We start from the raw sequence: 17,668 nt of genomic DNA, 5'->3' as shown, positions 1-17,668 counted from the left end.
TGACGTGAAGCAGGAAGGGAAAGGGCGAACGGACCGCGTGCTTGCTCAGACGAGGGCGAGCGCCGGCGCACAGGCGCGCCGGAAGCCCGCGGAGCACGGCGGTCCACGCCGTCCCACGGAGTGCACGAGCAGCCGGGCCCGCGACCGGCGGGGCCGGTCCACGGGACGCCCGGCGCGCCGCGGGGCCGTCCCCACGCCGCGGAAGAAGGCCGCCACCAGGAGCAGCGGCCGGAAGGCGAGGGCCACGGCCGCCGCGAGCAGCCGGGCGAGCGCCCGCTCCCCGCCGCGCAGCCAGGCGGCCGCCGTGAGCCCGACCACCACATGGGCGGCGAGCAGCAGCCAGGGCACCGCCGGACCGGGCGAGCTCAGCAGCGCCGCCGCGGTCCCGCTCCCCGGGACCGCCACACCCGGCAGCGGGGAGCCGAGGGCGCCGCCGCACAGCGCGTCCACGTCGAAGCCCACCGCGCGCAGCGAGCCGGCGACCGGGCCGCCGGCGGGGCCGTAACAGGCGACCTGCCCGCTGGTGAACAGCGTGTCGGCGGCCAGTTCCAGCGGGACGAGCAGCCCGGCGATCGGGCCGAAGCCGCGCTCCCGCCCGGCCAGGGCGTAGGCCACGGCGAAGACACCGGCGGCGACCGGGACGACCGTCGCCAGGGGCAGCGGCACCCCGGACAGCAGCACATGCGAGGCCACGGACAGCGCCACGACCAGGGTCGTGAAGAGCGCCGCCCGGAGGGCTCTCAGTCGAGTGCTTGCCATGTCCATCGCCGTGGAAGTCTGTCATGCCGGGCCGTAAGGCGTCCCTAAGGCCCAGCTGTGAGACCGCGCCGGGCGGACCCGGCCGCCCCACCCGCCCCTACAGCCCCGGGATGCGCCCGTTGCGGAAGAGGTCCACGAAGATCTGGTGGTCGGCCCGCGCCCGCGCCCCGTAGGAGTGCGCGAAGTCCACCAGGAGCTCGGCGAAGCCCTCCTCGTCGGCCGCGATGGCCGCGTCGATGGCCCGCTCCGTGGAGAACGGCACCAGCGAGTGGCCGCTGGAGTCGTCCGCCGCCGCGTGCATGGCCGCCGTGGCCCGCCCGAGGTCGGCCACGGTCGCCGCGATCTCCTCCGGGTCGTCGATGTCCGACCAGTCCAGGTCCACCGCGTACGGCGACACCTCGGCGACCAGCTGCCCGGCCCCGTCCAGCTCCGTCCAGCCCAGCCACGGGTCGGCGTGCGCCTGGAGCGCCCGCTGCGAGATCACGGTGCGGTGGCCCTCGTGCCGGAAGTACCCCCGTACCGCCGCGTCCGTCACATGGCGCGACACCGCCGGCGTCTGTGCCTGCTTCATGTAGATGACGACGTCGTTCTCCAAGGCGTCGCTGTTGCCCTCCAGGAGGATGTTGTACGAGGGGAGGCCGGCCGAGCCGATGCCGATGCCGCGGCGCCCGACGACGTCCTTCACCCGGTACGAGTCCGGGCGGGCCAGGCTCGACTCCGGGAGGGTCTCCAGGTAGCCGTCGAAGGCGGCGAGGACCTTGTAGCGGGTGGCCGCGTCCAGCTCGATCGCACCGCCGCCGGAGGCGAAGCGGCGCTCGGACTCGCGGATCTCCGTCATCGAGTCCAGCAGGCCGAAACGCGTCATGCCGCGCGCGTCGCGCAGGGCGTCGAGCAGGGCGCCGCCCGCGGTGTCCAGCGTGAAGGGCGGGATCTCGTCGTGCTTGGCGCCGGTCGCGAGCGCGTGGACGCGCTCCCGGTAGGCGGTGGCGCAGATCCGCACCAGCTCGGTGATCTGCTCGTCGCTGAGCGCCTTGGTGTAGCCCAGCAGCGCCAGGGAGGCGGCGAGCCGCTTGAGGTCCCAGGTGAAGGGGCCGACGTAGGCCTCGTCGAAGTCGTTGACGTTGAAGATCAGGCGTCCGTTGGCGTCCATGTAGGTGCCGAAGTTCTCGGCGTGCAGGTCGCCGTGGATCCACACCCGGCCGGTCCGCTCGTCCAGGTAGGGGCCGCCGTGCGCCTCCCGCTCCAGGTCCTTGTAGAAGAGGCAGGCGGTGCCCCGGTAGAAGGCGAAGGCGGAGCCGGCCATCTTGCGGAACTTGACCTTGAAGGCGGCGGGGTCGGCGGCGAGCAGCTCGCCGAAGGCGGTGTCGAAGACGGCGAGGATCTGCTCACCGCGCTCGGCAGCGGTGGGCTGGGGGACCGACATCGAGGGTGCCTCCTGGGTACGGGGACGCGGCGCGCGGGCGCCGCGATGTGACTCAAAATTGTGCATGACAAATGGGGCGGGTGTTCTCTGTCCCAACGCTCGACGCCGGTCCCGAGTGCCCGCCCGTTGTCAGTCGGGCGACGTAGACTTCGACGCTGTCCCCCCAGGAATTTCATCGGAGGCATCCCCCGTGACCAAGCCGCCCTTCACGCACCTCCACGTCCACACCCAGTACTCCCTGCTGGACGGTGCCGCGCGGCTGAAGGACATGTTCAACGCGTGCAACGAGATGGGCATGACCCATATCGCGATGTCCGACCACGGCAACCTGCACGGGGCCTACGACTTCTTCCACACGGCCAAGAAGGCCGGTGTGACGCCGATCATCGGCATCGAGGCCTATGTCGCCCCGGAGTCCCGGCGCAACAAGCGGAAGATCCAGTGGGGCCAGCCGCACCAGAAGCGGGACGACGTCTCCGGTTCCGGCGGTTACACCCACAAGACCATCTGGGCGGCGAACGCCACCGGACTGCACAACCTGTTCCGGCTCTCCTCCGACGCGTACGCCGAGGGCTGGCTGCAGAAGTGGCCCCGGATGGACAAGGAGACCATCTCCCAGTGGTCGGAGGGCCTGATCGCCTCCACCGGCTGCCCCTCCGGCGAGCTGCAGACCAGGCTGCGTCTCGGCCAGTTCGACGAGGCCCTGAAGTCCGCCTCCGAGTACCAGGACATCTTCGGCAAGGACCGGTACTTCCTGGAGCTGATGGACCACGGCATCGAGATCGAGCGCCGGGTCCGCGACGGGCTCCTGGAGATCGGCAAGAAGCTCGGCATCCCGCCGCTGGTCACCAACGACTCGCACTACACCTACGCGCACGAGGCCACCGCCCACGACGCCCTGCTGTGCATCCAGACCGGCAAGAACCTCTCGGACCCGGACCGCTTCCGCTTCGACGGCACCGGCTACTACCTGAAGTCGACCGACGAGATGTACGCCGTCGACTCCTCGGACGCCTGGCAGGAGGGCTGCCGCAACACCCTCCTGGTCGCCGAGCAGGTCACCACCGAGGGCATGTTCGTCGAGAAGAACCTCATGCCGAAGTTCGACATCCCGGAGGGGTTCACCGAGGTCACCTGGTTCCGCGAGGAGACCATGCGGGGCATGCACCGCCGCTTCCCCGGGGGCATTCCCGACGACCGCATGAAGCAGGTCGAGTACGAGATGGACACGATCATCTCGATGGGCTTCCCCGGCTACTTCCTCGTCGTCGCCGACTTCATCATGTGGGCGAAGAAGCAGGGCATCGCCGTGGGCCCCGGCCGAGGCTCCGCGGCCGGCTCGATCGTCGCGTACGCCATGGGCATCACCGACCTCGACCCGATCCCGCACGGCCTGATCTTCGAGCGCTTCCTCAACCCCGAGCGCATCTCGATGCCCGATGTCGACATCGACTTCGACGAGCGCCGGCGCGTCGAGGTGATCCGGTACGTGACGGAGAAGTACGGCTCCGACAAGGTCGCCATGATCGGCACGTACGGCAAGATCAAGGCGAAGAACGCCATCAAGGACTCCGCCCGCGTCCTCGGCTACCCGTACGCCATGGGCGACCGGCTCACCAAGGCCATGCCCGCCGACGTCCTCGGCAAGGGCATCGACCTCAACGGCATCACCGACCCCTCGCACCCGCGTTACAGCGAGGCCGGCGAGATCCGCGCGATGTACGAGAACGAGCCGGACGTCAAGAAGGTCATCGACACCGCCCGGGGCGTCGAGGGCCTGGTCCGCCAGATGGGCGTGCACGCGGCCGGCGTGATCATGTCCAGCGAGCCGATCGTCGACCACGCGCCGATCTGGGTGCGGCACACCGACGGCGTCACCATCACGCAGTGGGACTACCCGCAGTGCGAGTCGCTCGGCCTGCTCAAGATGGACTTCCTGGGGCTGCGCAACCTCACCATCATGGACGACGCCGTCAAGATGGTGAAGGCGAACAAGGGCATCGACCTCGACCTGCTCGCCCTGCCGCTCGACGACCCGAAGACCTTCGAACTGCTCCAGCGCGGCGACACCCTCGGCGTCTTCCAGTTCGACGGCGGGCCCATGCGCTCCCTGCTGCGCCTGATGAAGCCCGACAACTTCGAAGACATCTCCGCCGTGTCCGCGCTCTACCGCCCGGGCCCGATGGGCATGAACTCGCACACGAACTACGCCCTGCGCAAGAACAAGCAGCAGGACATCACCCCGATCCACCCCGAGCTGGAGAAGCCGCTCGAAGAGGTGCTCGCGGTCACCTACGGCCTGATCGTCTACCAGGAGCAGGTGCAGAAGGCCGCCCAGATCATCGCCGGCTACTCGCTCGGCGAGGCCGACATCCTCCGCCGCGTCATGGGCAAGAAGAAGCCCGACGAGCTGGCGAAGAACTTCACCATCTTCCAGGCCGGCGCCCAGAAGAACGGCTACAGCGACGCGGCCATCCAGGCCCTCTGGGACGTGCTGGTCCCCTTCGCCGGCTACGCCTTCAACAAGGCGCACTCCGCCGCGTACGGACTGGTCTCCTACTGGACCGCCTACCTCAAGGCGAACTATCCCGCCGAGTACATGGCGGGCCTGCTCACCTCGGTCAAGGACGACAAGGACAAGTCCGCCGTCTACCTGAACGAGTGCCGCCGCATGGGCATCAAGGTGCTCCCGCCGAACGTCAACGAGTCCGAGTCGAACTTCGCCGCCCAGGGCGACGACGTGATCCTCTTCGGCCTCACCGCCGTCCGCAACGTCGGCTCCAACGTCGTCGAGTCGGTCATCAAGACGCGCAAGTCCAAGGGGAAGTACTCCTCCTTCCCCGACTTCCTCGACAAGGTCGAGGCCGTGGTCTGCAACAAGCGGACCATCGAGTCGCTGATCAAGGCCGGCGCCTTCGACACCATGGGCCACACCCGCAAGGGCCTGGTCGCCCAGCACGAGCCCATGATCGACACCGTGGTCGCGGTCAAGCGCAAGGAGGCCGAGGGCCAGTTCGACCTCTTCGGCGGCATGGGCGAGGAGGACAGCGACGAGCCCGGCTTCGGCCTCGACGTCGAGTTCTCCGACGTCGAGTGGGAGAAGGCCTACCTGCTCGCCCAGGAGCGCGAGATGCTCGGCCTGTACGTCTCCGACCACCCGCTCTTCGGCCTCGAACACGTCCTGTCCGACAAGACCGACGCCGGCATCTCCCAGCTCACCGGCGGCGAGCACGCCGACGGCGCGGTCGTCACCATCGGCGGCATCATCTCCGGCCTCCAGCGGAAGATGACCAAGCAGGGCAACGCCTGGGCCATCGCCACCGTCGAGGACCTGGCCGGCTCCATCGAGTGCATGTTCTTCCCGGCCACCTACCAGCTGGTCTCCACCCAGCTCGTCGAGGACACGGTCGTCTTCGTCAAGGGCCGGCTCGACAAGCGCGAGGACATCCCCCGTCTGGTCGCCATGGAGCTGATGGTCCCCGACCTCTCCAACGCCGGGACCAACGCGCCGGTGATCCTCACCATCCCCACGGTCAAGGTGACCCCGCCGATGGTCAGCCGGCTCGGCGAGATCCTCAAGCACCACCGGGGCAACACCGAGGTCCGCATCAAGCTCCAGGGGCCGCGCTCCACCACCGTGCTCCGGCTCGACCGGCACCGGGTCCAGCCCGACCCGGCGCTCTTCGGCGACCTGAAGGTGCTGCTCGGGCCGTCCTGCCTGGCCGGCTAGGCGTCCGCCGCACACGCGCAAGGGGCGCGCCCGTCGTCACGGGCGCGCCCCTTAGCCGTGGATCCGTCAGTTGTGCCCGAAGCGCTTCTGGCGGCTCTTGCGTGCCATGTCGCCGGGCGTGACCTGACTGGCCTGCTGCTGGGACTGGGCTTCCATCGCGGACGCCTGTGCCTGCTGCTGGCCGCGCTCGGCCTGCGAGCCACGCTGCTGACTGCGGTCCTGCTTTCGGTTCTTGGCCATGGGGATGATGCCTCCTCAAAGGGGTATGGGGGCCAGGGCCGCTGTCAGACTCACACACGGCGGAAAGCGCCGCATTTTGGATCATTACGGACGGTAATCGAGGTCTCCGCGTGAGATCCGCCACGCCGATGATCCAGTTCCGGACCTCTACGCGCGCGCGGTCGGGCAGACTCGGAGCAACCTGGAGCACTTCCGATCCCGAGGTTCCCGAAAGAGGGTGGAACACGTGGACCGCTGCGTCGTCCTGGTGGACGCCGGCTATCTGCTGGGCGCCGCCGCCAGCCTCCTCGCCGGGGAGCCGGCCCGCTCACGGATCACCGTCGACCACGCCGCGCTCATCCAGCAGCTGCGGGAACGCGCCGAGGCCGACACGGAGCTGCCCCTGCTGCGGATCTACTGGTTCGACGGCGCGCCCGACCGGGTGCCCCAGCCCGAGCACCGCAGGCTGCGCGTGATGCCCCGGGTCACCGTCCGGCTCGGCGCCCTCACCCGTACCGACGGGCGCTGGGCGCAGAAGGGCGTCGACGCGGCCATGCACACCGAGCTCACCGAGCTCGCCAGGAACCGGGCCTGCTCCGACATCGTCCTCGTCACCGGCGACGGCGACCTGCTGCCCGGCCTCATGTCCGCCAAGGAACACGGGGTCGCCGTCCACCTGTGGGCCGTCCAGGCCGCCGACGGCGACTACAACCAGTCGGAGGACCTCGTCGCCGAGGCCGACGAGCGCCGGGTCCTCGACCGGGCCTGGATCACCCGGGCCGTCCGCGCCAAGGACCTCAGCGGACTGTGCGCCACGCCCCCCGTGCCCCGGCCCGAGATCGCCGCCATCCTCTCCGCCCCGCTGCCCGAGTCCGCGCTCGCCGCCTCCGCCGAACGGGCCGCCGCGGCCGGTGCCACCCACGAGGCGCTCCGTACCGACGGGGGCGGCCCCCCGGACCCGGAGCAAGGCGACGCCGAGGCCGTGAACGGCTCCGTCATCCCGGCGCCCTCCTCCGCCAAGACCGTCCCCACCCCCAAGGACCTCGCCGCCCTGCGCGGGCCCGCCGCCCCCACCGCCCCGCAGCCGGCCGCCGCCACCCTGCGCTGGTCCTCCGACAAGGGGTGGATCGACCGGCCCGCCGCCTCCCTCGGAGAGCCCGCCGAGACCGCCTTCCTGCCCACCCTCGCCCACCTCACCAGCGCCGAGCAGCGCTGGGCCGACCGCGAGGAGGACATCACCACCGTCGGCGGCGACCCCTACGAGGTCGGCCAGGTGTTCGCCCGCCGCTGGCTCGACCGGCTCCCCGAGCCGGGACACGTCCAGAAGCTGGCCGTCATGTACCCGCGCATCCCGCACCGCATCGACGGCGAACTCCTCCGCTACGCCGCCCGCTTCGGCCTCCTCGCCCACAAGGACGACCAGATCGACGAGCACGACCGGTACGCGATCCGGGCCGGATTCTGGCGCGAGATCGACGTCCACGCCGCCGGGCAACACGCCCCCGCGCCCGAGGAGAGCCGGGGGACCCCGTAGGCTCATCCCTCGTGAGTACGGTGTGCGTGGTGCGGGATCTGGTCAAGACGTACCCCGCCACGCGCGGCAGACGCGGGACGCCCGCGACCCCCGAGGTGCGGGCCACCGACGGGATCAGCCTCGATGTGCGCGGCGGCGAGATCTTCGGCCTGCTCGGCCCCAACGGCGCCGGCAAGTCCACCCTCGTGCGCCAGCTGACCGGACTCATGCGCCCCGACTCCGGCAGCGTCCGGATGCTCGGCCACGACCTGGTCCGCCACCCCGAACGCGCCTCCCGGCTCCTCGCCCACCTCGGGCAGGAGTCCACCGCGCTCGACGAGCTCACCGTGGCCCTCGCCGCCGAGACCACCGGCCGGCTGCGCGGGCTCGGCGCCCGCGAGGCCCGCGCCGAGCGCGACGCCGTCCTCGACGAGCTCGGCCTCGCGGAGATCGCCGGGCGGCCCCTGAAGAAGCTCTCCGGCGGACAGCGCCGGCTCGCCTGCGTCGCCGCCGCCCTCGTCGGCGAGCGGCCGGTTCTCGTCCTCGACGAGCCCACCACCGGCATGGACCCCGTCGCCCGCCGGGCCGTGTGGGCCGCCGTCGACCGGCGGCGCGCCGAACGCGGGGCCACCGTGCTCCTCGTCACCCACAACGTCATCGAGGCCGAGACCGTCCTCGACCGCGTCGCCGTCATCGACCGCGGCCGGGTCATCGCCTGCGACACCCCCGCCGGACTCAAGGAGCGGGTCGCGGGGGAGGTGCGGGTCGAGCTCGTCTGGCGCGAGCGGGCGCCCCTGGAGGTCCCCGAGGTCTCCGCGCTGCGCCTCTCCGCCCAGGAGTCGGGCCGCCGCTGGACGCTCCGGCTCGCCCCCGACGAGGCGCGCGCCGCTGTCGCCGCGGTGACCGGCGGGGCGGCCTTCGCGGCCCTCGACGACTTCACGCTGGCGACGCCGAGCCTGGAGGACGTCTACCTCGCGCTCGGCGGCGAGAACCGGGGGCTGGTGAAGGCGTGACCCACCCGCCGGCCCAGCTGTCGCACCCGTCGCATCTGTCGCACCTGTCGGATCCCAGGAGCTGTACGAGTTGAGCACCCTGCCCGTGGAGGCGCTGCCCGCCACCGCCCTCGGCGACCCGACCGGGGACGCGGAGGACCACGCCGCCGCGCCCCTCGCCCCGCGCGCCCGGCTGCTGCCCGCGCTCGCCGCCGTGTACCGGGCGCAGCTGTCGCGCGCCCGGGTCTCCCGGATCCCGCTGCTCTTCGTCGCGACCTTCCAGTCGATCGGGATCATGGTCCTGATGCGGGGGGTCGTGGACGGCGGTGCGGAGGCGCGGGCCGTGGTGGCCGGCTCCGCCGTCCTCGTCGTGGCCTTCGTCGCGCTCAACCTGCTCGCCCAGTACTTCGGGCAGCTGCGGGCCGGCGGCGGGCTCGACCACTACGCCACGCTGCCCGTGCCGCCCGCCGCCGTCGTGCTCGGCGCGGCCGGGGCGTACGCCTCCTTCACCGTCCCCGGCACCGTGGTGACCGCCGTCGCCGGCTCCGTCCTGTTCGGGCTGCCGCTCGGGCACCTGTGGATCCTGGCCGCGGTCGTACCGCTGTCCGGCGCCGCCCTCGCCGGGCTCGGAGCCGCCCTCGGACTGCTCGCGCCGCGCCAGGAGCTGGCCACCCTGCTCGGGCAGCTCGGCATGTCGGCGGCGCTGCTGCTCGGCGTCCTGCCGCCCGACCGGCTGCCCGGCCCGATCGGCTGGGCGCGGGACCTGCTGCCCTCCACGTACGGGGTGGAGGCCCTGGCCCGTACCTTCGACGCGCACCCGGACTGGACGGCCGTCTGCCGGGACCTCGCCGTGTGCGGGGCGGTGGGCGTCCTCTCGCTGGCCGTCGCGACCTGGGCGTACCGTCGGGCGGCGGTCCGCTGAGGCGGCGCACAGGCACACCTGGCACGATGGCGTGGTGACCGCACCTCTGACTCCGCCGCACCAGCCGCCGCACGACTCCCAGTGGCCCGCGCCCTACCCCGCGCAGGGCGAACCGGACGGCGCCCCGAGCACCGGCACCGAGCTGCGGCAGGCCGCCGTGGTGGCCGCCGTCTCCGGCGTGGCGGGGACCCTGCTCGGGCTGCTGTGGCTGTGGCTAGCGCCGCGGGTCACCCTGATCTCCGACGGCAAGGCGGTCTTCCTGCGCAACAGCGAGGGGGAGGCGGCGATCGGCATGGACGGCACGTTCGTCCTGCTCGCCCTCGGCTTCGGCGCGGTCGCCGCGGCCCTCGTCTTCCTCGTCCACCGGCACGGCGGCATCGCCCTCGTCCTGGGCCTCGCCCTCGGCGGTGTCCTCGGCTCGCTCGTCGCCTGGGGCACCGGGGTCTGGCTCGGCCCCGACCGGGATGTCGTCGCGCACGCCAAGGCGGTCGGACCCAACGTCGACTTCCAGGCGCCGCTGGAGCTCAACATGGCGGCCGCGGCGATGCTGGCCTGGCCCATCGCCGCGATGATCGTGCACCTCGCGCTGACCGCGCTCTTCGGCCCCCGCGACCCGGAGCCCGAGGACGAGGCCTGGCCCCCGCTGCCGAGCGCCTGAGAGGCCCGGCGCCTGAGACGCCCAAGGCCTGAGCCGCCCGGCGCCTGAGGGGCCCAGTGCCTGAGACGCCCAGTGCCTGAGACGCCCAGCCTGAGACGCGACGGCCCCCGCGCCCGGCGGCCTTCGGCTCAGCCGCGGCCGATCGGGGCCAGCACCGCCTGCGTGAGGGCCGCCAGGTCCTGCGGGGCGAGCTCCACCTCCAGGCCTCTGCGGCCCGCCGAGATGCAGATCGTGGGGTGCTCCTCGGCCGAGCTGTCCAGGACGGTGCGCAGCCGCTTGCGCTGGCCCAGCGGCGAGATGCCGCCGCGGACGTAGCCGGTGGTGCGCTCGGCCGCCGCCGGGTCCGCCATCGCCGCCCGCTTGCCGCCCACCGCCGAGGCGAGTGCCTTCAGGTCGAGCTGGCCCGCCACCGGGACCACCGCGACCGTCAGCTCGCCGTCCACGTCCGCGACCAGGGTCTTGAAGACCCGGGTGGGGGAGACGCCCATGGCCTCCGCCGCCTCCTCGCCGTACGACGGGGTCGCCGGGTCGTGGTCGTAGGAGTGCAGGGTGTACGCGGTGCCCGCCGCCGTCAGCGCCACCGTCGCCGGGGTGCCGCCGGTGTTCTTCTTCTGCTTCTTCGCCACGGAGTCCTCTCCAGAGGTCAGTTCTGGCTGGTCGGCGCGCGGGTCAGGTCCACCGCCGGCAGCGACGGCAGATGGCGCAGGACCGCCGTCTCCGCACGCAGCAGCGACAGCTCCTCGCGCAGCCGCGTCGCCGTGTCCGGCGCCTGCAGCAGCCGCTGCTTGGAGGGGGTGTCCAGGACCGCGGCCGCCGCCACCAGGTACGACACCACCGAGGGGTCGTCCGGCAGCTCACTCGTCGTCAGGGACCGCTCGCGCGCCCCGGCCAGCCGCTTCTGGTAGTTCCGGAAGGCGCGCAGTACGCCCTCGGCCAGGGTGCCCGCCTCGTCGCCCTGCTCCTCGGGGATCTCCTCCAGTTCGGCCGTCAGGAACGGGCCACTGGCGTCGACCGAGAGCAGCTTCACCCGGGTCGTGCCGGTGGCCATCACCTCGAAGCCGCCGTCCGGGCGCTCCCGGATCTGGGCCGCGTCGGCGATGCAGCCGACCCGGTGGAAGGCCTGGATGGGGTCCGGGCCGAAGCCGGCCGTGGGGCCCTTCTCGGGCAGCGCCGTCTGGTCCGGCAGGCCGGGCGCCGTCGGCGCGACCTCCCGGCCGTCCCGGATCGCCACGACCGCGAAGCGCCGCGGCTCGGACTCGTCGGTCTTGAGCAGTTCGCGCATCATGGCGCGATAACGCTGCTCGAAGACGTTCAGCGGCAACACGAGGCCGGGGAACAGCACCGCGTTGAGCGGGAAGAGGGGCAGGCGAGCGGTGGTCACAGCGGTCAAGCGTAATGGCCGTCCGGGCCGTCACCACCGGCCCGGTCGTCCTGGTCCCGCCCGGGCACCTGATCGGGGTGCCCCGCGCGCAGCCGCGTACGGCGGGCCACCTCGCGGACGGCCGTCGTCCGGGCCTCCAGGAAGCCCCGCAGCGGGTCGTCGGCGAGCAGCGTCCACGGGAAGGAGGTCGCCCGGGCCCCGATCCGCCCGAACTCCGTCAGGGCGTCGTGCCAACGGGCCCGTCCCACCAGGACGTGCACCAGCAGATTGCGCACCTCGGCCGGCCACAGGTCGCCCGCCGGGTACTCCGCCGACAGGGCCAGCGCCCGGTCGGCCGCCGCGTCGACCCGGTCGTCCGCCACCCCGTGACCGGGACCCGCGAGCAGCTGCGCGAAGGCCGCCCGCACCGGCAGGGCCTGGACCAGCGAGCCGGGCAGCGCGTCCTCCGCGGCCTGCTCGGCGAAGTCGAAGCACTCGCGGTGCGAGCCGTACCACTGCGCCGACAGGTACTTGAGGGCGGCCACATGGCAGCCGTAGTGGTGCGGGGCGCGGCGCACGGCCTGCTCCCACAGCGCCTCGAAGTCGGTGTGCCGGGCGTGGGTGCCGCGCGCGTGGTCCAGGGCGAGCCGCCACGGCACCGGGTCGCGGGGCGCGGCCTCGGTCGCCGCGTCGATCAGCGGCCCGAGCTCGCGCAGCCGCTCGGCCCTGGCCGGCGACTCCCAGGCCCTGCGCACGGCGAGCTGCGCCTTGACGAGCAGGGCGTCCGGGTCGCGCGGGGCGGCCGAGAGCCAGTGCCCGAGCCACTCGTCCCGGTGGTACGCGAAGGTGCTCAGCCGGGTGACATAGCGGTCGCGGTCCTCCCAGTCGGCGGCGTCCCGGGTGGTGGCGAGCAGCTTGGCGGCCGGTTCCGGGTCGGCCTGGGCGGCGGCGACCAGGGCCGGCGCCAGTCTCGCGTCCGGCACGTCGAGCAGCACGTCGTCGTCCGGCGGGAGCCCGGCGGCGAGGCGCGGGGTGTGCCGGACCATGCGGGCGGTGCCGATCAGGGCGCGGAGCAGTGACATGGTGCGAAACATTGAAAACCGCAGGTGAGGGCCGCGCCAGTGGGGGACTGTGAAGACTTGGTGGCGGCCGGAAGGTTGTTCTGGCGAGGGTCAAGACAGCGTAAAGAAAGGGGTGGGATGGTGCTCGTCCGGCCCCCTGATCCTCACCGTTCCCTCGCGACTACCCCCGTCTCAGCAGCCGCGAGGCCCCCGCCGCCACCGTCGTCGCCAGCACCCAGCCGAGCAGGATCAGCACCGTCGACGCCCACTGCCAGAAGCCCTCCATGCGCCAGTAGCCGGCCTGGCCCAGGTCGATCACCGGGAGCAGCACGTCGAGGGAGTAGAGGGTGGCGCTCCACTTCGGCGCCTCGCCCGGTTTCAGCGCCACCGGGTCGTAGTGCGCGAAGGCGTAGGCCCCCGCCGCCCACAGCACCGCCATCCACAGCAGGGCCCGCCCCGGACGGTAGCCGTAGGCCACCGCCAGGTCCTGCACGTACCCCCACAGCTTCCCGGCGACCGGCAGCGTCTCCCGGCGGCGCCGCTGCTTGGCGAGCAGCACCACGCGGGCGTCGGCGTCCTCCCCGCTGTTGCGCAGCACCGTGGCCAGGCGCTCGTACGGCTCCGGCGCGTACTCCGGGGTGGCCGCCGCGACCCACTCCAGGCGCCGGCTCAGCGGGAAGTGCCCGTACGGCACGAGGGTCTCGTAGACGAAGCCGCTCAGCGCGAGGCCGCCCGGGCCCGGCCAGCTGGTGGACAGGTCGATGAGCGTCACCACCTTCGCCCCGTTGAGCACCACCCGGCCCTCCTCGGGGCGCTCGCCGTTGAAGCGCAGCTCGGGCGTGACGATCCGGCGCAGCGACAGCTCCTCCCGTCGCGAGCCGTCCAGCAGGAAGCGGGCGTAGTGCAGGTCCACCGAGTCGCCGAAGCGCCCGTCGTCCAGCCGGACCCCGCCGTGGCACTCGACGGGCTTGCGCCGGGCGCCCTGCGACGGGGTCACCCCGTACGGCGGGGTGGCCGTCGCGTTGCCCGAGGAGTCGTACACCCAGGCCGCGTTCAGATAGAGCGTGCGCTCGACGGTCAGCTGCGGCGCGTTCAGCGCGCGGCGCTGCTGGGCGCCGCGCAGCACGCTGCCCCGCAGGCTCAGCGACACGCCGACCTTCGCCCCGCGCAGGCTCAGCTCCCCGTACGTCTCGATCAGCTCGGCCTGGAGGTCCTGCGCGACCACCAGGCCGTCCGCGGTGATCGCCCGGCCGCGCCGGTCCGGCCACACCCGGATCTGGTTGATCAGCAGGTCCGTGCCGATCTGGGCGTCCGTCAGGCGGATGCCCCGCTCGACCCGGCAGCGCGGCAGGTGCAGGTCGCCCGCCGTGTGCAGCCGCGCCGCCTCCAGGCGGGGTATCGCGCACTCGACCAACCGCAGCGTCCCGAAGTGGGCCTCGGGCAGCACCACCTCGCCGTCGAAACGGCAGCCGTTCATCTCCACGTACGGCCCTATCGTGCCGCCCGCCAGATTGAGCACCCCCGTGATCCGCGCCCCGCGCAGCTTGAGCGCCGCGACGCGCCCGGACCGGGCCGGCGGCCCGTCGAGCAGCAGCAGCGCCACCACCTCGGCCCGCACGCTGCGCTCCTCGCCCCACACCACCTGCCGGTCGAACGGGTCGTCGCGCTCCGCGACCCCCTCCCTGAGATCACACGCCTTGCCGATCCGGAACGCCCTCCACATGAACCGCTCCGGGCCGGTCAGGCCCTCCGGCACTCCGTCGTCCACGCGCGGCTCGGTCACTGCCGCCCCCTCGCTTTCCACGACTCCGCTTCGCTTCCCCGGATTCGTACAGCCGTTCTTCCCGCTGAGTGACGGACTGAACGCTAACGGTCAGGAGTGGCGACAAGACGCCAGAGTGGCCCGTATCAGCCAGTGATACGGGCGTCCGGGGCTCTGGGGCGTCTGCGAGAATTGACCCGTGATCTCTCGAATCGATCTGCGCGGCGCGTCCCTCCCCGAGGGTGCCGCCCTGCGTGACCTGCTGCCCCGTGCCGAGTTCGACGTGGAAGCCGCCCTGGAGAAGGTGCGGCCGATCTGCGAGGACGTCCGGCATCATGGCGCCGCAGCGGTGATCGACTACGGGGAGAAGTTCGACGGCGTCCGCGTCGAGAGCCTGCGCGTGCCCGCCGAGGAGCTCACCCGCGCCCTCGACGAGCTCGACCCGGCCGTCCGCGCCGCCCTGGAAGAGTCCATCCGCCGCGCCCGCCTGGTCCACCGCGAGCAGCGCCGCACCACCCACACCACCCAGGTCGTGCCCGGCGGCACGGTCACCGAGAAGTGGATCCCCGTCGAGCGCGTCGGTCTGTACGTGCCGGGCGGACGGTCGGTCTACCCCTCGTCCGTCGTGATGAACGTCGTCCCGGCCCAGGAGGCCGGTGTCGAGGGCATCGCCGTGTCCTCGCCGCCGCAGAAGGAGTTCGGCGGCCTGCCGCACCCGACCATCCTCGCCGCCTGCGCCCTGCTCGGCGTCGACGAGGTCTACGCCGCCGGCGGCGCCCAGGCCGTCGCCATGTTCGCGTACGGCACCGAGGGCACCGAAGGTGCGGAGGGCACGCCCGGCTGCGCCCCCGTCAACCTGGTCACCGGCCCCGGCAACATCTACGTCGCCGCCGCCAAGCGCCTCCTCAAGGGCCGTATCGGCATCGACGCCGAGGCCGGCCCCACCGAGATCGCGGTCCTCGCGGACGCGACCGCCGACCCGGTGCACGTCGCCGCCGACCTGATCAGCCAGGCCGAGCACGACCCGATGGCCGCCTCGGTCCTCGTCACCGCCTCCGAGGAGCTCGCCGAGGCCGTCGAGGCCGAGCTCAAGACCCAGGTCGCCGCCTCCAAGCACGTCGACGACCGGATCGTCCCGGCGCTCGCCGGCCGCCAGTCCGCGATCGTCCTGGTCGACGGCCTGGCCGAGGGCCTGCGGGTCGTCGACGCCTACGGCGCGGAGCACCTGGAGATCCAGACCGCCGACGCCGCCGCCGTCGCCGACCGGGTCCGCAACGCGGGCGCGATCTTCGTCGGCCCGTGGGCCCCGGTCTCCCTCGGCGACTACTGCGCCGGCTCCAACCACGTCCTGCCCACCGGCGGCTGCGCCTGCCACTCCTCGGGCCTGTCCGTGCAGTCCTTCCTGCGGGGCGTGCACATCGTGGACTACACGCGCGACGCGCTCGCCGAGGTCGCCCACCACGTGGTGACCCTCGCCGAGGCGGAGGACCTGCCCGCGCACGGCGCGGCGATCAAGGCGCGGTTCGGATGGAAGGTGCCCCAGAGCAAGTGACCTCGTACGACAAGGTCGGCATCGACGACCTCCCCATCCGCGACGAGCTGAAGGGCAAGTCGCCCTACGGCGCGCCCCAGCTCGACGTTCCCGTCCAGCTGAACACCAACGAGAACCCGTACCCGCTGCCCGAGCCCCTGGTGGCCCGGATCGCGGAGCGGGTCGCCGAGGCCGCCCGCGGCCTCAACCGCTACCCCGACCGGGACGCGGTCGAGCTGCGCACCGAGCTCGCCCGCTATCTCACCCGTACCGCCAAGCACCCGGTCGACCTGGCCAACGTGTGGGCCGCCAACGGCTCCAACGAAGTGCTCCAGCAGCTGCTGCAGACCTTCGGCGGGCCCGGCCGCACCGCGATCGGCTTCGAGCCCTCGTACTCGATGCACGCCCTGATCGCCCGCGGCACCGGCACCCACTGGATCTCCGGCCCGCGCAACGAGGACTTCACCATCGACCTCGCGGCGGCCGAGCGGGCCATCGCGGAGAACGCGCCGGACGTCGTCTTCGTCACCTCGCCCAACAACCCCACGGGGACGGCCGTCGGCGCCGGGACCGTCCTCGCGCTGTACGAGGCCGCCCAGGCCGCCAAGCCCTCGCTGGTCGTCGTCGACGAGGCGTACGTGGAGTTCAGCCACGGCGACTCGCTGCTGCCCCTGATCGAGGGCCGGCCGAACCTGGTGGTCTCCCGGACCATGTCCAAGGCCTTCGGCGCCGCCGGGCTGCGCCTGGGCTATCTCGCCGCCCACCCCGCCGTGGTCGACGCCGTCCAGCTGGTGCGCCTGCCGTACCACCTGTCGGCCGTCACCCAGGCCACCGCGCTGGCCGCCCTGGAGCACACCGACACCCTCCTCGGGTACGTCGAGCAGCTCAAGGCCGAGCGCGACCGCCTCGTCACCGAGCTGCGGGCCCTGGGCTACGAGGTCACCGAGTCCGACGCCAACTTCGTCCAGTTCGGCCGCTTCGACGGAGCGGAGGGCTCCCACGCGGCCTGGCAGAAGATCCTCGACCGGGGCGTCCTGGTCCGGGACAACGGTGTACCGGGCTGGCTGCGGGTCACCGCGGGCACCCCCGAAGAGAACGGCGCGTTCCTCGACGCGGTTCGTGAGTTGAAGAAGGAGCAGGACGCATGAGCCGCGTAGGCCGCGTGGAGCGCACCACCAAGGAGACGTCCGTCGTCGTCGAGATCGACCTCGACGGCACCGGAAAGGTCGACGTGTCGACCGGGGTCGGGTTCTACGACCACATGCTCGACCAGCTCGGCCGGCACGGTCTGTTCGACCTGACCGTGAAGACCGACGGCGACCTCCACATCGACTCGCACCACACCATCGAGGACACCGCCCTCGCCCTGGGCGCCGCCTTCAAGCAGGCGCTCGGCGACAAGGTCGGCATCTACCGCTTCGGCAACTGCACCGTCCCGCTGGACGAGTCGCTCGCCCAGGTCACCGTGGACCTCTCCGGCCGCCCGTACCTGGTGCACACCGAGCCCGAGAACATGGCGCCGATGATCGGCTCCTACGACACGACGATGACCCGGCACATCCTGGAGTCCTTCGTCGCCCAGGCGCAGATCGCCCTGCACGTCCACGTGCCGTACGGGCGCAACGCCCACCACATCGTCGAGTGCCAGTTCAAGGCGCTCGCCCGCGCCCTGCGGTACGCCTCCGAGCGTGACGTGCGCGCCGCCGGAATCCTCCCCTCCACGAAGGGCGCGCTGTAA

Annotated in this window: 15 protein-coding genes; 8 read left to right on the top strand and 7 right to left on the bottom strand. The window is 72.4% G+C overall.

Features of this window, described 5'->3' with window-relative positions; all coding sequences use genetic code 11:
* Window positions 1-45: 45 nt before the first annotated feature.
* Window positions 46-765, bottom strand: a complete 720-nt coding sequence (locus tag ACZ3ZE_RS01390) for a hypothetical protein (protein ID WP_361164116.1) — start codon at window positions 763-765, stop codon at window positions 46-48.
* A gap of 91 nt (window positions 766-856) precedes the next feature.
* A complete protein-coding gene (locus ACZ3ZE_RS01385) occupies window positions 857-2,182 on the bottom strand; it encodes a DUF2252 domain-containing protein (RefSeq protein WP_361164118.1) in 1,326 nt (441 codons plus the stop codon).
* Window positions 2,183-2,372: 190 nt separating this feature from the next.
* Between ACZ3ZE_RS01385 and dnaE the strand changes: the two genes are divergently transcribed.
* Window positions 2,373-5,912 carry a DNA polymerase III subunit alpha gene (gene dnaE / locus ACZ3ZE_RS01380; protein ID WP_361164120.1) on the top strand — a complete coding sequence of 1,180 codons (3,540 nt, stop codon included), beginning with the start codon at window positions 2,373-2,375 and terminating at the stop codon, window positions 5,910-5,912.
* Window positions 5,913-5,978: 66 nt separating this feature from the next.
* Here the strand turns inward: dnaE and ACZ3ZE_RS01375 are convergent, their stop codons facing one another.
* The gene (locus tag ACZ3ZE_RS01375) at window positions 5,979-6,152 is read right to left on the bottom strand and encodes a hypothetical protein (RefSeq protein WP_361164122.1); all 174 of its coding nucleotides are present in this window, start codon (window positions 6,150-6,152) and stop codon (window positions 5,979-5,981) included.
* 217 nt (window positions 6,153-6,369) lie between these two features.
* Here ACZ3ZE_RS01375 and ACZ3ZE_RS01370 point away from each other — a divergent pair, with 217 nt between their 5' ends.
* The 4 genes from ACZ3ZE_RS01370 to ACZ3ZE_RS01355 all read left to right on the top strand — a co-directional run bounded on the left by ACZ3ZE_RS01370 (window position 6,370) and on the right by ACZ3ZE_RS01355 (window position 10,216).
* Window positions 6,370-7,665 carry an NYN domain-containing protein gene (locus ACZ3ZE_RS01370; RefSeq protein WP_467256969.1) on the top strand — a complete coding sequence of 432 codons (1,296 nt, stop codon included), beginning with the start codon at window positions 6,370-6,372 and terminating at the stop codon, window positions 7,663-7,665.
* A 20-nt stretch (window positions 7,666-7,685) separates the two neighbouring features.
* Window positions 7,686-8,657, top strand: a complete 972-nt coding sequence (locus tag ACZ3ZE_RS01365) for an ABC transporter ATP-binding protein (protein ID WP_361164740.1) — start codon at window positions 7,686-7,688, stop codon at window positions 8,655-8,657.
* Window positions 8,658-8,727: 70 nt separating this feature from the next.
* Window positions 8,728-9,558, top strand: coding sequence for an ABC transporter permease (locus ACZ3ZE_RS01360; protein WP_442304624.1), 831 nt, complete (start codon window positions 8,728-8,730; stop codon window positions 9,556-9,558).
* 34 nt (window positions 9,559-9,592) lie between these two features.
* Window positions 9,593-10,216, top strand: coding sequence for a DUF2567 domain-containing protein (locus ACZ3ZE_RS01355; protein ID WP_361164126.1), 624 nt, complete (start codon window positions 9,593-9,595; stop codon window positions 10,214-10,216).
* A gap of 128 nt (window positions 10,217-10,344) precedes the next feature.
* On the opposite strand, the gene ybaK is transcribed toward ACZ3ZE_RS01355, so the two are convergent.
* The 4 genes from ybaK to ACZ3ZE_RS01335 form a co-directional block, all read right to left on the bottom strand.
* Window positions 10,345-10,842 carry a Cys-tRNA(Pro) deacylase gene (gene ybaK / locus ACZ3ZE_RS01350; RefSeq protein WP_329419820.1) on the bottom strand — a complete coding sequence of 166 codons (498 nt, stop codon included), beginning with the start codon at window positions 10,840-10,842 and terminating at the stop codon, window positions 10,345-10,347.
* A 17-nt stretch (window positions 10,843-10,859) separates the two neighbouring features.
* Window positions 10,860-11,597, bottom strand: a complete 738-nt coding sequence (locus ACZ3ZE_RS01345; protein ID WP_361164128.1) for an LON peptidase substrate-binding domain-containing protein — start codon at window positions 11,595-11,597, stop codon at window positions 10,860-10,862.
* Window positions 11,598-11,602: 5 nt separating this feature from the next.
* Window positions 11,603-12,670 (bottom strand): hypothetical protein, encoded by a 1,068-nt coding sequence (locus ACZ3ZE_RS01340; RefSeq protein WP_467256967.1) that lies wholly within the window; start codon window positions 12,668-12,670, stop codon window positions 11,603-11,605.
* A 148-nt stretch (window positions 12,671-12,818) separates the two neighbouring features.
* Window positions 12,819-14,420, bottom strand: a complete 1,602-nt coding sequence (locus ACZ3ZE_RS01335; protein WP_361164132.1) for an oxidoreductase — start codon at window positions 14,418-14,420, stop codon at window positions 12,819-12,821.
* A gap of 178 nt (window positions 14,421-14,598) precedes the next feature.
* On the opposite strand from ACZ3ZE_RS01335, the gene hisD reads away from it, so the two are divergent.
* From hisD to hisB, 3 genes are read left to right on the top strand one after another with little or no spacing between them, the layout of a single operon-like run.
* Window positions 14,599-15,951 carry a histidinol dehydrogenase gene (gene hisD / locus ACZ3ZE_RS01330; RefSeq protein ID WP_361623656.1) on the top strand — a complete coding sequence of 451 codons (1,353 nt, stop codon included), beginning with the start codon at window positions 14,599-14,601 and terminating at the stop codon, window positions 15,949-15,951.
* Window positions 15,948-17,078 carry a histidinol-phosphate transaminase gene (locus ACZ3ZE_RS01325; RefSeq protein ID WP_361164136.1) on the top strand — a complete coding sequence of 377 codons (1,131 nt, stop codon included), beginning with the start codon at window positions 15,948-15,950 and terminating at the stop codon, window positions 17,076-17,078. Before hisD ends, ACZ3ZE_RS01325 begins: the two co-directional genes overlap by 4 nt.
* A complete protein-coding gene (gene hisB, locus ACZ3ZE_RS01320; protein WP_030211590.1) occupies window positions 17,075-17,668 on the top strand; it encodes an imidazoleglycerol-phosphate dehydratase HisB in 594 nt (197 codons plus the stop codon). Before ACZ3ZE_RS01325 ends, hisB begins: the two co-directional genes overlap by 4 nt.

Source organism: Streptomyces sp. NPDC023157 (assembly GCF_055560575.1).
Note: the sequence above shows the minus strand (reverse complement) of the source record. Positions and strands in the feature narration are given on the sequence as shown.

Coding starts and splice junctions, on each gene's coding strand:
- ACZ3ZE_RS01390 (WP_361164116.1), bottom strand. CDS start 765: ATGGACATGGCAAGCACTCGACTGAGAGCCCTCCGGGCGGCGCTCTTC.
- ACZ3ZE_RS01385 (WP_361164118.1), bottom strand. CDS start 2,182: ATGTCGGTCCCCCAGCCCACCGCTGCCGAGCGCGGTGAGCAGATCCTC.
- ACZ3ZE_RS01375 (WP_361164122.1), bottom strand. CDS start 6,152: ATGGCCAAGAACCGAAAGCAGGACCGCAGTCAGCAGCGTGGCTCGCAG.
- ACZ3ZE_RS01340 (WP_467256967.1), bottom strand. CDS start 12,670: ATGTTTCGCACCATGTCACTGCTCCGCGCCCTGATCGGCACCGCCCGC.
- hisB (WP_030211590.1), top strand. CDS start 17,075: ATGAGCCGCGTAGGCCGCGTGGAGCGCACCACCAAGGAGACGTCCGTC.